We start from the raw sequence: 13301 nt of genomic DNA, 5'->3' as shown, positions 1-13301 counted from the left end.
CGTCGGTCGCATTGATGGCCGCCCTATACACGCACTGGGTGTTTTTTGAGAATTCCTTATGAGAATAGGGTTTTCGGTTCTAGAATTCCGGCGAGGAGGGGTGCCATGGATCGCCGACTTGCTACGGTTCTGGCTGCCGACATGGTCGGGTACAGCCGTTTGATGGAGACCGATGAACAAGGCACGCTGGCGCGGTTGCGCACGCACCGTATTGAACTGATAGACCCGGCCATCGACAAGAACCGCGGTACGATCATCAAGACCACAGGCGACGGGATGCTGGTCGAGTTTTCCAGTGCCAGCGATGCGGTCACCTGTGCGGTCGAGGTTCAGAACCGGATGCTGCGGCGGAATGCAGATGTTCCAAGGGATCAGCGCATACAGTTTCGGATAGGCATCAATCTGGACGAAATCATTTTCGAGGACGGGGATATTTTTGGCAGTGGCGTGAATATCGCCGCCCGGTTGGAGCAGTCCGCCCGTGCCGGGGACGTGGTCATTTCGGGCGCAGTTCATGACCAAGTGTCCAGCCGTCTGGAACTGCACTACCAGGATCTGGGGAATCTTGAGCTCAAGAACCTGTCGCAACCCGTCCACGCGTACCGTGTCGAATTGGACGCGCCCGCCGATGAGGTCGATCAGGCGGAGGAGACAGATACCAAGGTCGTGAAGCCTTCGATCGCGGTGCTACCCTTTGCCAACATGAGCGGTGACACCGAGCAGGAGTTTTTTGCCGACGGCCTGACCGAAGACCTGCTGACCGAGCTTAGCCGCAGGCACGAGCTGTTCGTCATTTCCCGCAATTCCAGTTTTGTCTACAAGGGCCAAGCCGTGAACGTGCGAGAGGTCGGCGAAAAACTGGGGGCGCAGTACATTGTCGAGGGCAGTGTGCGAAAAGCCGGAAATCGGGTGCGGGTCACTGTTCAGCTTATCGACAGCGACAATGACGGGCATGTCTGGGCCGAGAAATACGACCGGGATCTGGACGACATATTCGCCATTCAGGACGAAGTGATTTCGGCTGTGGTGGCCACTTTGCCGGGGCGGATCGAAGCCTCGCAGCAAGAGGGTCTGACGCGCAAGAAGCCGTCCAATTTCGCAGCGTATGAATGCGTTCTGGCCGCCAAGGTGCTGCACCATCGCAGCACCCGCGAAGCGAATGTCGAGGCGACAAAGCTGATCGACCGGGCAATCAAGCTGGACCCGGACTATGCGCATGCCCACGCCTGGAGCGGTTGTATCCGTGGGCAAGCGTGGGGATATGGCTGGTGTAACGACCGCGAAGCGATGCTGGCCGAGTGCGAAGAGGCCATCCTCAAGGCGGCGTCTCTGGATGACAACGATGCCGACGTGCATCGTCTGATGGCGGCGGTCGAGATTTTGCGAAACAACCTTGGACGCGCGCGATACCATCAGGAAAGAGCATTGTCCCTGAACCCGAACTACGACCTGGTTGTTGTCCAGATGGGCGAATTGTTAACCTGGTCAGGCCGCCCCGAGGAGGGGGCTGAATGGATACAGAAAGCCATGCGCTTGAACCCGCATCATCCGGCCCGGTTCTGGAGCCATCTGGGCAAGGCGCGGTTCTGCGCCAGAAAATATGAACAGGCGCTTGACGATTTCGCTCGATTGCCAACGTTGGACATGGTGCAGGCCGCTTACGTTGCGGCGTGCCATGCCTGGCTTGGAAATGACGCTGAGGCGGCTGAGCATGCGGATGCGATCAAAGCGGCGCAGTCAAACGTCAAAATCGAGGATATTGTCGCGACGCTGCACTATTCAAACGAAGACGACCTGTACCATTTCGTTCAGGGGCTGGAAAAGGCTGGATTGTCCTGACCTTCCAAACGAAGAACGGCCCGCAAGTGCGGGCCGCTTTGCTCATGTCAGGTCTTTGTAGCTGATCTCGCGCGCATCAGCGCCGGGACCAGCCTTTTCGCGCCGCATGATCAAACGATTCAGCGCGTGGATATAAGCCTTGGCAGACGCGACGACTGTATCGGTGTTGGCTGACTGACCCGTTGCGATCATGCCGTCTTCTTCCAGCCGCACGGACACGGTGGCCTGAGCATCGGTGCCTTCGGTCACGGCATGCACCTGATAAAGCTGTAAATGTGCCTTGTTGGGATAGATCGACCGGATCGCCTTGAAGGTCGCGTCCACCGGGCCATCACCATGTTCCGTCGCGATGATGTCCTTGCCGTCCATTTCCAGCTCGACCGTCGATTCCGCCTGACCACCGGTGCCGCAAGTGACTTTCATGGACACCAACTGCAGGTAATCGTTCGCATCATCCAGCGTCATCAAGGCAATGAGGTCGTCGTCGAACACCTCTTTCTTGCGGTCGGCCAAGTCCTTGAAGCGCACGAAAATGTCGCGCAGCTGGTTGTCGCCAACCTCATAGCCCAGCGTTTCCAGCTTGTCGCGCAGGGCGGCACGGCCCGAGTGCTTGCCCAGCGGCAGAGAGGTGCCGGACAAGCCGATATCCTCGGGGCGCATGATTTCAAAGTTTTCGCGGTTCTTCAGCATCCCGTCCTGATGGATACCGCTTTCATGGGCAAAGGCGTTTTTGCCGACGATGGCCTTGTTGAACTGCACCGGGAAGCCCGCCACAGTCGCCACCCGGCGCGAGATATGCATGATCTTGGTGGTGTCGATACCCGTCGTCCAAGGCATGATGTCATTGCGGGTCCGCAGGGCCATCACGACCTCTTCCAAGGCGGTATTACCCGCGCGTTCACCCAGACCGTTGATGGTGCATTCGATCTGACGCGCCCCGCCTGCGACAGCAGCCAGAGAGTTCGCTGTCGCCATGCCAAGGTCATTGTGGCAATGGGTGGCAAAGACCACCTCATCCGCGCCCGGAACCGTTTCAATCAGGCGTTTGATCAGGTCCGCGCTTTCGACCGGAGCGGTATAGCCCACCGTATCGGGGATATTGATCGTGGTGGCCCCGGCCTTGATCGCAATCTCGATCACGCGGCAGAGGTAGTCCCATTCCGTCCGCGTCGCGTCCATTGGCGACCATTGCACGTTTTCGCACAGGTTTCGCGCATGGCTGACCGTTTCGTGGATCTTGTCGGCCATCTCGTCCATCGTCAGGTTCGGAATGGCGCGGTGCAGGGGCGAGGTTCCGATGAAGGTGTGAATCCGGTTCTTCTCGGCGTGTTTCACCGCCTCCCAGCAGCGGTCGATGTCTGCGAAATTGGCACGGGCCAAACCGCAGATGCGGCTGTTTTTCGACCGCTCGGCAATCTCGGAGACCGCCTTGAAGTCACCCTCGGAGGCGATCGGAAAACCGGCCTCGATGATGTCGACGCCCATCTCGTCCAGCAGCTCGGCAATCTCGAGCTTTTCGTTATGGGTCATGGTCGCGCCCGGGCTTTGTTCGCCGTCGCGCAAGGTGGTGTCAAAGATCAAGACGCGGTCTTGGTCGGTCACATTGGTCATGGGAATCTCTTTCTTCTTCTGTCCTAAAGCCTGTGGCGCGCGGGCGTCCTCCTCTGAGCGGGCGCGCCGGATGGCACGCTCAGAGGCGGATTAGGATCAGTAGGCCACGCAGCGACGCACCGCGAGTGGCGGTGTCGGCGACAAGGATATCTGCGCGGTTGATCATGGGATTGAGGTTATACAACCCATGCCGGGAATGAAAAGAACGAATTTGCGTATCGCTGCTGGAAGGCTTTCTTTTTCGACCCGGTTGATCCACGCGGCCTGTCAGCTAGATCGCCTATGATGAAGTCAGCTCTTGTCATCGGTGCATCAGGCGGAATTGGCAGCGCTTTGTCGCAACAACTGCGCCATCGCTCTGCCGCTGTGACGACCTTGTCCCGATCCGTGGATGGGTTTGACCTGATGGACCCCGACAGCGTGAGTAGCGGGCTGGGTAAGCTGAATGGCCCGTTCGACATGATCTTGATCGCCTCTGGTGCGCTGGAGATCAACGGAGCAGAGCCGGAAAAGACAATAAAGTCAGTCTCGGCCCAAGCCATGATGGATCAATTTGCACTGAATGCGGTCGGGCCGGCGCTGGTTCTTGGCCACGCACACACGTTGTTGCCGCGCGACAGGCGATGCGTTTTCGCGGTCCTCTCTGCCCGAGTGGGGTCAATCGGCGACAACCGTCTGGGCGGGTGGATCAGCTATCGCGCATCCAAGGCGGCCCTGAACCAAACCCTGCGCACCTCTGCAATAGAATTGGCGCGTACTCATCCGCAGGCGATATGCGTGGCGCTGCATCCGGGAACTGTCAAAACGCGCTTTACCCGGAAATATCTGGGGCGCCACCAGGCGGTAGAACCGGATGACGCAGCCAAGAACCTGCTTGCGGTGATCGAGACCCTCTCTCCGGCAGATACAGGGGGATTTTTCGACTGGGCGGGACAGCCGGTTCCGTGGTGACGCGGATCAACCGTCAGAGGGTGTTTCGGTCACGTTTTCCTCGGGCAGGGCTGTCTCAGGTTCAGCGGCGCTTTCGCTGGGCAGTACCCCGTTTTCCCATACCCCGGTTTCTTCCTGACCATTGGCATATCGCATTGTGCCGTCACCGTGGCGCTTGTTGTCCAGAAAACCGCCTTGGTAAACATCACCGGTCGCATAGGTGGCGACACCTGTGCCGCTGATTTTGCCCTCGGCCCAACCGCCGGTGTAGCTAAAGCCCCGCGGTGTCGTAATGGTTCCCTGACCGTGGCGTTTGCCGTCTGCAAAATCACCTTCGTACACGGTTCCATCCGGGAAGCTGGCCTTGCCTTTGCCTTGCCGCGCGCCCTCGGCCCAATCGCCTTCGTACCGATAGCCATTGGCAAATGTCAGGACACCCGTTCCGTGGCTGAGGCCGTTTTTGAATTGCCCGGAATACACGGCGCCATTGGGATATGTTGCCTTTCCGCTGCCCTCGAATACACCGGCGATCCAGTCACCTTCGTAGATTATGCCGTCGGAGTAAGTGTGCATGCCCTTGCCATGCGGTAGGTCCGCGCTGAAATCTCCGACGTAGGTCGAGCCGTCCGGGTAGGTCAGCTCGCCAAAGCCTTCGATCTGACCATCTGCCCAGTCGCCGTTGTATTCAAACCCGTCTGTTCCAAGAAACCGGCCTTTTCCGTGGCGACGGTCGTCGACATAGTTGCCTTCGTAGGTGGCGCCGTTGGCATATGTGGCCTTGCCGACCCCCTGACGCCTGCCATCGACAAGATCGCCTTCGTACAGATCCCCGTTTGCCTGTAGCAGCCGACCTTTGCCAGTCATGCGGTCCTCTGACCACGCGCCAGTGTACGTCATGCCGTCCGGCACGGTCAGAGTTCCCTGTCCCTGCCGCTGGCCGTTCTGGATGTCGCCTTCGTAGACGCTACCCTGTGCCGATGTGATCTTTCCCTTGCCATGTTTGGCACCGTCCACCCAATCGCCGTCATAGACATAGCCGCTCGGGTCCGTCAGGACGCCCTTGCCGTGATACCGCGCGTCCTTGAAACCTCCTTCATAACGCACGCCATTGGCGTAGATCGCCACGCCGTTACCGTTGATCGAGCCATTGGCCCAATCCCCGTCATAGCTGCCGCCATCGGGATACACGATTTTGCCCTGACCTTCGGGTTGGCCGTTGGCGAACATGCCCTCGTAGACCGAACCGTTGACGTACCGAGCGATTCCCTTGCCCTGAATTTCCCCTTCGGCCCATTCGCCGGAATATTCAAAGCCGTTCGGAAGGCGATAGGTTCCTGTTCCGTGCCGCAAGCCGTTGAGGAATGTCCCTTCGTACACGCCGCCGACCTCGTCATCCGCGACAATCACTTGCCCATCTTGCGCGGCGACGGCCGTTGTCATCAAAGCAACCGCAGTGACGGCGAGAGAGGTGCGAAGTGAATTCATGGTCGTTACAGCCTGCCCGGTTATCGTCCTTTTGCGCAAAACTAAGATACCGTTGGTGGCAGGGCAACGGCTTTTGCCGCATTTGCCTTTTCCTCGCGGTTCGATCTGATAAATGCAATAGGACTGACGAGGGCAAGAGGGCAGCATGGCCGACCGTTTCCGCATCACTTTGGCGCAACTGAATCCCGTTGTAGGCGACATAGATGGCAATGCAGCCAAGGCGTTCGCCGCGTGGGAGCAAGCGCGCGCAGCCGGGGCGGATATGGTTGCCCTGCCGGAAATGTTCATCACGGGCTATAACACGCAGGATCTGGTGATGAAGCCCGCGTTTCATCAGGCTGCTATGGCTGCAGTCGAAGAACTGGCCGTGCGATGTGCTGATGGTCCTGCGATCGCAATTGGTGGGCCGTGGGTCGAAGGTGACGGCCTGTACAACGCCTATCTCATCCTCAAGAACGGCAGGATCGGCAGCAAGGCGTTAAAGCATCACTTGCCCAATGAGACCGTCTTTGACGAAGTCAGGCTATACGACTCGGGACCTTTGGGCGGTCCTTATTCGGTGGGAAATACCAGGATCGGAAGCCCTATCTGCGAAGACGGCTGGCACCCGGATGTGGCCGAAACGCTTGAGGAGACCGGGGCAGAGTTTCTCTTGATCCCAAACGGGTCCCCCTATTTTCGCAACAAATACGATGTGCGCCTGAATCACATGGTCGCAAGGGTGGTCGAGACCGGTCTGCCGCTGATCTACCTCAACATGGTGGGTGGACAGGACGATCAGGTCTTTGATGGGGGCACGTTTGGTCTGAACCCGGGCGGCGAGCTGGCGTTCCGCATGCCCGTGTTCGATGAAGCAGTCACCCATGTCGATCTTGAGCGTGGGGATGATGGCTGGCGGATTGTGCCGGCCGATGTCGTGCCCCAGCCGGATGAATGGGAACAGGACTATCGCGCAATGGTCCAGTCCTTGCGCGACTACATGGGAAAAACCGGATTCAAGAAGGCGGTGCTGGGTTTGTCTGGCGGCGTGGATTCAGCGCTGGTCGCCGCCATCGCGGTAGACGCGATTGGGGCCGAGAATGTCAGGTGCGTGATGCTGCCTTCGGAATACACAAGCCAGGGTTCGCTGGACGACGCCGAGGCCGTCGCCAAGGCGTTGGGTGTGCACTATGATTTTGTCCCGATCTCGGACAGCCGGTCAGCCGTGACCGAAACGCTGGCTCCTCTGTTTGCCGGTCGGGATGCCGATCTGACCGAGGAGAATATTCAGTCTCGGTTACGCGGATTGCTCTTGATGGCCATCTCGAACAAATTTGGCGAGATGCTGTTGACCACCGGGAACAAGTCCGAGGTCGCAGTAGGGTACGCGACGATCTACGGTGACATGAACGGCGGCTATAACCCGATCAAGGACTTGTACAAAACGCGCGTTTTCGAGACATGCCGCTGGCGCAACGCCAATCACCGTGATTGGATGTCGGGCCCATCGGGTGAGGTGATCCGGCCTTCCGTGATTGACAAGCCCCCCAGCGCGGAACTGCGTGAGGATCAGAAAGATAGCGACAGCTTGCCGGACTATCCCGTCTTGGACGCGATTCTGGACATTCTGGTGGATCAGGAGGGTTCGGTTGCAGACTGCGTCGCGGCGGGGTTTGACCGCGATGTCGCGCGCAGGGTCGAGCATCTGATTTACATTAGTGAATACAAACGCTTTCAATCCGCGCCGGGAACCCGGCTTACCAGCCGCGCGTTCTGGCTGGATCGCAGATACCCGATTGTGAATCGCTGGCGGGATCAGTCCTGAAGGGCTTTGGCCGCGCCTTTACGGTTTCTGTTGTGTATGTAATCTGGTGATTTCTGACTAAGTGTTTCCAATTTTGCCACTTGAGTCGGTGCGCAGCGGCTACAGTACGTCATCCGCTTGAGGGCATGACATTTTTTCGCCATAGTTTTGTTGAAAAATTGCCCTATCTGGGGCGGGTTTGACTTATTGAGAACAGTCACGAGCCTATGGACGGTCTCCAAAGAGCCTTTCTCGACTCGCCGCTCCCGGGGTGTTGGATTTGATGATTTGGTACGATTATGCGTGAGCAATACGACAAACCTCTCCACTCGCCGTTGCCTTGGAAGTCAATGCAATCCAAGGGGCGGGTTTTGGACGAGGGCGAGCTTGATAACGCCATTGCGAATGTCCTGAACGAAGATGCCGGTCTCCGTGAGATCGGGTCGAAAATTGCGCAGCAGAAGCAGGTGGCTGAGCCGGAGGTCAAAGACGCCCCGGTCGAAGAACCGCCGGCAACTGATATCGGGTTCGCAACCTCGCTGCGTCAGAAATGGGCGGAACTGGTCGGCACGGCCTGACGCGTCCGTACGCAGATCGAAACTACCGCAACGCCGGACCCTTGCGCCGGTGCCACATGTCTCCAAAATAGTTCAAAACACGACTTCGGTCGTATTGCCTCGGTTTCCGTGTCGGGCATTCATTGCTGCCAGAGCAATGACAAAAGAGCGGTAAATGCCCGGCCCAAAACCAACCCCAGTCGAGCCTGATCTGTGCCTGCCCAAGAGTGTGGACGTCGTCGTCATCGGAGGAGGAATTATCGGTTCCGCGACCGCGCTGGAGCTGTCCGAGCGCGGCCTGTCAGTTTTGCTATGCGAAAAAGGTCAAATCGCGGGCGAGCAAAGCTCTCGGAACTGGGGCTGGGTGCGATTGGGTATGCGCGACCCGCGCGAAATCCCGCTGATGGTCGAGGCGCAGCGTATCTGGGCTGATCTCGATCGAAAGATCGGCCGCAAGACAGGTTTCACCCAATCCGGGATTCTGTTTGGAGCATCCGGCGCCAGAGACCGTGACAATCTGGAACGATGGATGCGTCACGTAGACGGGTTGCAGACGGGCGCGAGAATGGTGTCGGGGGCGGATTTGCAGGCGTTGTTGCCCGGATGCGCGACCGGGCTGCAATATGCTCTGCACATGCCACAGGACGGCCGTGCCGAGCCGCAATGGGCAGCCCCTGCCATTGCCGAGGCTGCCCGTGACCGTGGCGCGGTTTTGATGACAAATTGCGCCGTGCGTAGTGTCGATGTGCAGTCCGGTCTGGTTGCTGGAGTTTTCACCGAAAGGGGGCGTGTGTCTTGTAAGCAGGTCGTGCTGGCGGGTGGTGCCTGGTCGCGACTGTTTGCTGGGAATGCGGGGATCGACCTTCCGCAGTTAAAGGTGCTGAACACGGTGCTGCGCACCTCGCCGGTCGAAGGGCCAGAGACGGCTTTGTGGTCTGATGACTTTGCCATGCGGAAACGGGCTGATGGGGGCTATACGATTGCGTCAGGGCACGAAAATACGGTCGATATCGTGCCCGACAGTTTTCGTCTGGCCCGGCGTTTCCTTCCCGCCTACAGACAAGAATGGCGTTCGCTGCGGTTTCGGGTTTCCAAGCGTTGGGCGGCTGAGGCGCAACAGGACCGAAGGTGGCTTCCGACCGACGTTACTCCGTTCGAGCGCTGCCGCACGCTGGATCCCGAGCCCTCGACCAGAGTGCTAAGGCAGGCTTGGGCGCGTGCCTGCAAAGGTGTTCCGGCATTGAAACAGGCCGAGATCGTTCAAAGCTGGGGAGGGATGATTGACGTCACCCCTGACGCGGTCCCGGTGATTTCCGAGGTCGATGACCTACCGGGGATGTTCATTGCTACCGGGTTTTCAGGGCACGGGTTCGGGATAGGTCCGGGGGCGGGGCGGTTGATGGCAGACCTTGTCACCGGCGTTGAGCCGTGCGTGAATCCGGCCGCTTTTCGCCTTTCCCGATTTACGGATGGCTCAAAAGTGCGGCCGGACCCCGGATTTTAAGCCTAGCCCATCATCTGATAGCTGACGGGGACAAAGCGGAAGCCCTCTCCGCGGGTTTCGACAAACCCCGCCGCCGGGAAGGGCATGTGATACCCGATCATCGGCACCTTGTCGGCGGCCAGCATGCCCAGCACATTGCGCCGGGATGCGGTCGCGGCCGCTTTGTCCATGTCAAAGCGGACCTCCCATTCTGGATGCGCGAAGGACCAGACATAGTGATTTGCCAGATCAGCCGTCAGAACCAGCCGTTGCCCATTGCTTTCCAGGTGGTAGACCGTGTGGCCGGGAGTGTGCCCGTAGGCAGCGACGGCGGTAATGCCTGACGCGACTTCTCCGCCGTCTTCGACAAAGTTCATTTTCTCGGCCAGAGGAGTCACCTTGGCGGCAACCAGATCGCCAACACGGTTTCCCGCATCCTGAGCTGCCCAGAAATCATACTCGGGCGAGGCGGTAACATAACGCGCGTTTGCAAAGGTCGGCGCGTCATCAGTCGTCATGCCGCCGATATGGTCGGGGTGCATATGGGTGATGACAACGACGTCGATCTGGTCAGGGGTGACGCCCGCATCCGCCAGCGCGGACTGAATGCCGCCCTGACCCAAGCCGGTGTCGAACAGAACCAGTTCAGAACCCGTGTTGACCATCGTAGGAGTAAAGAAAAATTGCGCCACCTCAGGCGAGATGAAGTTATCGGCCGAGACCTTGGCGAAATCCTCATCCGAGGCGCCACCGCCGAAGATATCTTTGGCGCCATCGCGGGGCAGGCTGCCATCAAGCAGGGTCGTTACGGTAAAATCACCCAAGTGAAAGGACTTGGCGATAGTCGAGTTGGCCTTTGTTTCAGCCCCTGCCGCCAGAAGCGGTGTCGCTGCCGATGCAAGCGGCAAAGCCGCCGCTGCGCCCAAAGCGGCCCGGCGGGTCAGTTTAACGGTCATTTTTGATCTCCCTGTGTGTGCCAGCAGGTGAAAGATAGGTCGCAGATATCAACTTGCCACTTGACGATACCGTGAACAGGCCCGGTGGCTGGACAAAACGCCCATCCTGTGACAAGAGCCGCGCCAACAGGAGACACCTATGACAACCACCCGTTTCGCCCCGTCGCCCACCGGTTACATCCATGTGGGCAACCTACGCACCGCCCTGATGAACTATCTGATTGCCCGCAAAGCTCGCGGTACGTTCATCTTGCGTATCGACGACACCGACCCCGAGCGGTCGAAGGAAGAATATGTCGACGCGATCAAGCAGGACATGGAATGGCTGGGCCTCCACTGGGACCGGGTCGAGCGTCAGTCCGACCGTCTGGACCGCTATGCCGAGGCTGCCGACAAGCTGCGCGAGATGGGTCGTTTCTATGAGGCGTTCGAGACACCGACCGAGCTGGACCTGAAGCGCAAGAAGCAACTGAACATGGGCAAGCCGCCGGTCTACGACCGCGCCGCGCTGAACCTCAGCGATGCTGAGAAAGAGGCCCTGCGTGCCGAACGTGGCAATGGCGTCTGGCGATTCAAGCTGGATCACGAGCGGATCGAGTGGAATGACGGCATTCTCGGCGACATCTCGATTGATGCGGCATCGGTATCTGATCCGGTGCTGATCCGGGGCGACGGGCAGGTTCTTTATACGATTGCGTCGGTCGTGGATGACACCGAGATGGGCGTCACCGATGTGGTGCGCGGGTCCGACCACGTGACCAATACGGCAACGCAGATTCAGATCATTGAGGCGCTGGGCGGCACCTGCCCGCGTTTTGCGCACCATTCACTGCTGACCGGCCCTCAGGGAGAGGCGCTGTCGAAACGACTGGGGACTCTGGCCCTGCGCGATCTGCGTGAACAGGGTGTGCAGCCGATGGCTCTGCTAAGCCTGATGGCACGTCTGGGCTCGTCCGATCCGGTCGAACTGCGATCGGATATGGCCGAGTTGATCGAAGGCTTTGACGTTAGTCGATTTGGGGCCGCGCCAACCAAGTTCGACGTGCAGGACCTGTTCCCGCTGACCGCAAAGCACTTGCAATCGTTGCCTTTGGCTGATGTTGCCGATGCCGTCGCGGACGCCGGTGTTCCCGCTGATTTGGCCGAGCCTTTCTGGGCCATGGCGCGCGAGAACATCACAACTCTGGCCGATCTGAAAGGCTGGTGGGAGCTGTGCCGCGATGGGGCCGAGCCTTTGATCGCTGACGAAGACCGGGAGTTTATCGCCGAGGCCGTTGCCCTGCTGCCCGAAGGACCGTTCGATGGGGAGACCTGGGGCAAATGGACGAGCGCCGTAAAAGAGGCGACGGGTCGGAAGGGCAAAGGATTGTTCATGCCCTTGCGCAAGGCGTTGACGGGTATGGAACGGGGACCTGAGATGGCGACCTTGTTGCCATTGCTGCAAGTGATCCGCGCGCGGGGGTGACGAACGCGCCTTGCGGCGCGTGCCTCCGGCGGAAGTATTTTTGAACAGAAGAAGGGCCGGGGTTTGACCTCGGCCTTTTTATTGGGTGTTGATGATGGTTGCAGAGAGATGCTGCAGGCGGTCATCGACAAACCGCGTCTCGTCGGGTTTGAGCTGTTGATGACGCGGGTACCGTGGTTCGGCCCGATCGTTCAGGATCGGCGCGTCCCACCCGTCGGTTGTTGTGAAGAAACGCTCGGCTCCTTCCTCGCCAAAGGCGCGCAGATACCCTTGGACTACCACGTCAATATAGCTGAGCAGTAGCGGGTGTTGGTCCGTCGGCTCGCTGTGCCGTTGATGAGGAACGGCATATACGGCGATCTCAACATCGTGCGCCAGAGGATGCGTGATGGAATGCGTTGCAGGCACGCGGTCATAGGCCCATTCCCGTTCATCCAGCGCGGCCCAATCGTTTCTGGGAACATGGGCGATCATCCCTTCGATCTCTGAGCCGGGGTCCGGCACGGCTGTCAGAAAGGCGACGGGTCGCAGGTCAGTATGCTTCCAGGCCCGTCGCCAACCTTTTAGCCGGGCGGGGCGTGGATCGGGAAAGTCGTGGGTGGCGAGGTTCACGAGGCTGCCGTAGCCAAAGAAATAAGGGTCTGCCATGTGCCTCTGCGCCCGGTTGTGCCGATTGATGTATGTCAAACCGCTTTTTTGCCGGACATGCAATAAGATCCCATCTTGAAATTTGGGAGGCCATCATGCGCATCACCAAAAGGACGAACATAGCAGTGCGCCTGTTGATGTATTGTGCGGCGCATCAGGACAGATTGGTGACCAAGTCCGAGATCGCCGAAGCCTGCAATATCTCGGAAAACCATCTGGCACAGGTGATCAATCAACTGAGTCAGCTCAATTATCTCAGCACGCAACGCGGGCGGAACGGCGGCATGACCCTTGCTCGGTCGGCCGAACAGATCCGCATCGGATCGGTTTTCCGCCATGTGGAAGGTAACTTGCCGCTGGCAGAGTGTTTTGCGGATGCCGACAATACCTGCCCTTTGACAGAAGCCTGCCGGTTGCGACTGGCGCTGCAGGATGCGGCCGAAGTTTTCTATGCCTCACTGGATGAGATTACTTTGGACGCGCTGGTGTGCGACAACGATCAGTTGTTGAAAATTCTACAGCCGGTGGCCTGTGTAAGATAGGT

The 13301-nt window shown here is 59.0% G+C and carries 11 protein-coding genes; 7 read left to right on the top strand and 4 right to left on the bottom strand.

Going from position 1 to position 13301, the window contains the following annotated elements; genetic code table 11:
* Positions 1-105 precede the first annotated feature (105 nt).
* On the top strand, positions 106-1839 hold the full coding sequence (locus ACR0KS_RS09180; protein ID WP_170563492.1) for an adenylate/guanylate cyclase domain-containing protein: 1734 nt from the start codon (positions 106-108) through the stop codon (positions 1837-1839).
* Between the two features lie 42 nt (positions 1840-1881).
* Here the strand turns inward: ACR0KS_RS09180 and ACR0KS_RS09175 are convergent, their stop codons facing one another.
* Entirely contained in the window at positions 1882-3450 is a 1569-nt protein-coding gene (locus ACR0KS_RS09175; RefSeq protein WP_170563489.1) for a 2-isopropylmalate synthase, read from the bottom strand.
* Positions 3451-3735: 285 nt separating this feature from the next.
* Between ACR0KS_RS09175 and ACR0KS_RS09170 the strand changes: the two genes are divergently transcribed.
* Positions 3736-4401, top strand: a complete 666-nt coding sequence (locus ACR0KS_RS09170; protein WP_170564747.1) for an SDR family NAD(P)-dependent oxidoreductase — start codon at positions 3736-3738, stop codon at positions 4399-4401.
* A gap of 6 nt (positions 4402-4407) precedes the next feature.
* Here ACR0KS_RS09170 and ACR0KS_RS09165 read toward each other — a convergent pair whose 3' ends face one another.
* Positions 4408-5865 (bottom strand): 2-isopropylmalate synthase, encoded by a 1458-nt coding sequence (locus ACR0KS_RS09165; protein ID WP_170563486.1) that lies wholly within the window; start codon positions 5863-5865, stop codon positions 4408-4410.
* A 145-nt stretch (positions 5866-6010) separates the two neighbouring features.
* Between ACR0KS_RS09165 and ACR0KS_RS09160 the strand changes: the two genes are divergently transcribed.
* The 3 genes from ACR0KS_RS09160 to ACR0KS_RS09150 all read left to right on the top strand — a co-directional run bounded on the left by ACR0KS_RS09160 (position 6011) and on the right by ACR0KS_RS09150 (position 9709).
* Positions 6011-7669, top strand: a complete 1659-nt coding sequence (locus ACR0KS_RS09160) for an NAD+ synthase (RefSeq protein WP_170563482.1) — start codon at positions 6011-6013, stop codon at positions 7667-7669.
* Between the two features lie 278 nt (positions 7670-7947).
* Complete coding sequence (locus ACR0KS_RS09155; RefSeq protein WP_170698133.1) at positions 7948-8226, top strand: hypothetical protein; 279 nt, start codon at positions 7948-7950, stop codon at positions 8224-8226.
* A gap of 154 nt (positions 8227-8380) precedes the next feature.
* Positions 8381-9709: an NAD(P)/FAD-dependent oxidoreductase gene (locus ACR0KS_RS09150; RefSeq protein WP_170563476.1), complete on the top strand. Its 1329-nt coding sequence runs from the start codon at positions 8381-8383 to the stop codon at positions 9707-9709.
* Positions 9710-9711: 2 nt separating this feature from the next.
* Here ACR0KS_RS09150 and ACR0KS_RS09145 read toward each other — a convergent pair whose 3' ends face one another.
* Positions 9712-10644, bottom strand: a complete 933-nt coding sequence (locus tag ACR0KS_RS09145; RefSeq protein WP_170563473.1) for an MBL fold metallo-hydrolase — start codon at positions 10642-10644, stop codon at positions 9712-9714.
* A gap of 139 nt (positions 10645-10783) precedes the next feature.
* Between ACR0KS_RS09145 and gltX the strand changes: the two genes are divergently transcribed.
* Positions 10784-12109, top strand: coding sequence for a glutamate--tRNA ligase (gene gltX / locus ACR0KS_RS09140; protein ID WP_170563470.1), 1326 nt, complete (start codon positions 10784-10786; stop codon positions 12107-12109).
* Positions 12110-12187: 78 nt separating this feature from the next.
* On the opposite strand, the gene ACR0KS_RS09135 is transcribed toward gltX, so the two are convergent.
* A complete protein-coding gene (locus tag ACR0KS_RS09135; protein ID WP_170563467.1) occupies positions 12188-12757 on the bottom strand; it encodes a gamma-glutamylcyclotransferase family protein in 570 nt (189 codons plus the stop codon).
* Between the two features lie 95 nt (positions 12758-12852).
* Here ACR0KS_RS09135 and ACR0KS_RS09130 point away from each other — a divergent pair, with 95 nt between their 5' ends.
* Positions 12853-13299 carry an Rrf2 family transcriptional regulator gene (locus tag ACR0KS_RS09130; RefSeq protein ID WP_170388942.1) on the top strand — a complete coding sequence of 149 codons (447 nt, stop codon included), beginning with the start codon at positions 12853-12855 and terminating at the stop codon, positions 13297-13299.
* The last annotated feature ends 2 nt before the right edge of the window (positions 13300-13301 follow it).

It is taken from the genome of Ruegeria sp. BC7 (assembly GCF_056539165.1).
Note: the sequence above shows the minus strand (reverse complement) of the source record. Positions and strands in the feature narration are given on the sequence as shown.

Bases quoted from the DNA above. Each gene is read 5' to 3' on its own strand.
- ACR0KS_RS09180 (WP_170563492.1), top strand. From the start codon at position 106: ATGGATCGCCGACTTGCTACGGTTCTGGCTGCCGACATGGTCGGGTAC.
- ACR0KS_RS09175 (WP_170563489.1), bottom strand. From the start codon at position 3,450: ATGACCAATGTGACCGACCAAGACCGCGTCTTGATCTTTGACACCACC.
- ACR0KS_RS09170 (WP_170564747.1), top strand. From the start codon at position 3,736: ATGAAGTCAGCTCTTGTCATCGGTGCATCAGGCGGAATTGGCAGCGCT.
- ACR0KS_RS09165 (WP_170563486.1), bottom strand. From the start codon at position 5,865: ATGAATTCACTTCGCACCTCTCTCGCCGTCACTGCGGTTGCTTTGATG.
- ACR0KS_RS09160 (WP_170563482.1), top strand. From the start codon at position 6,011: ATGGCCGACCGTTTCCGCATCACTTTGGCGCAACTGAATCCCGTTGTA.
- ACR0KS_RS09155 (WP_170698133.1), top strand. From the start codon at position 7,948: ATGCGTGAGCAATACGACAAACCTCTCCACTCGCCGTTGCCTTGGAAG.
- ACR0KS_RS09150 (WP_170563476.1), top strand. From the start codon at position 8,381: ATGCCCGGCCCAAAACCAACCCCAGTCGAGCCTGATCTGTGCCTGCCC.
- ACR0KS_RS09145 (WP_170563473.1), bottom strand. From the start codon at position 10,644: ATGACCGTTAAACTGACCCGCCGGGCCGCTTTGGGCGCAGCGGCGGCT.
- gltX (WP_170563470.1), top strand. From the start codon at position 10,784: ATGACAACCACCCGTTTCGCCCCGTCGCCCACCGGTTACATCCATGTG.
- ACR0KS_RS09135 (WP_170563467.1), bottom strand. From the start codon at position 12,757: ATGGCAGACCCTTATTTCTTTGGCTACGGCAGCCTCGTGAACCTCGCC.
- ACR0KS_RS09130 (WP_170388942.1), top strand. From the start codon at position 12,853: ATGCGCATCACCAAAAGGACGAACATAGCAGTGCGCCTGTTGATGTAT.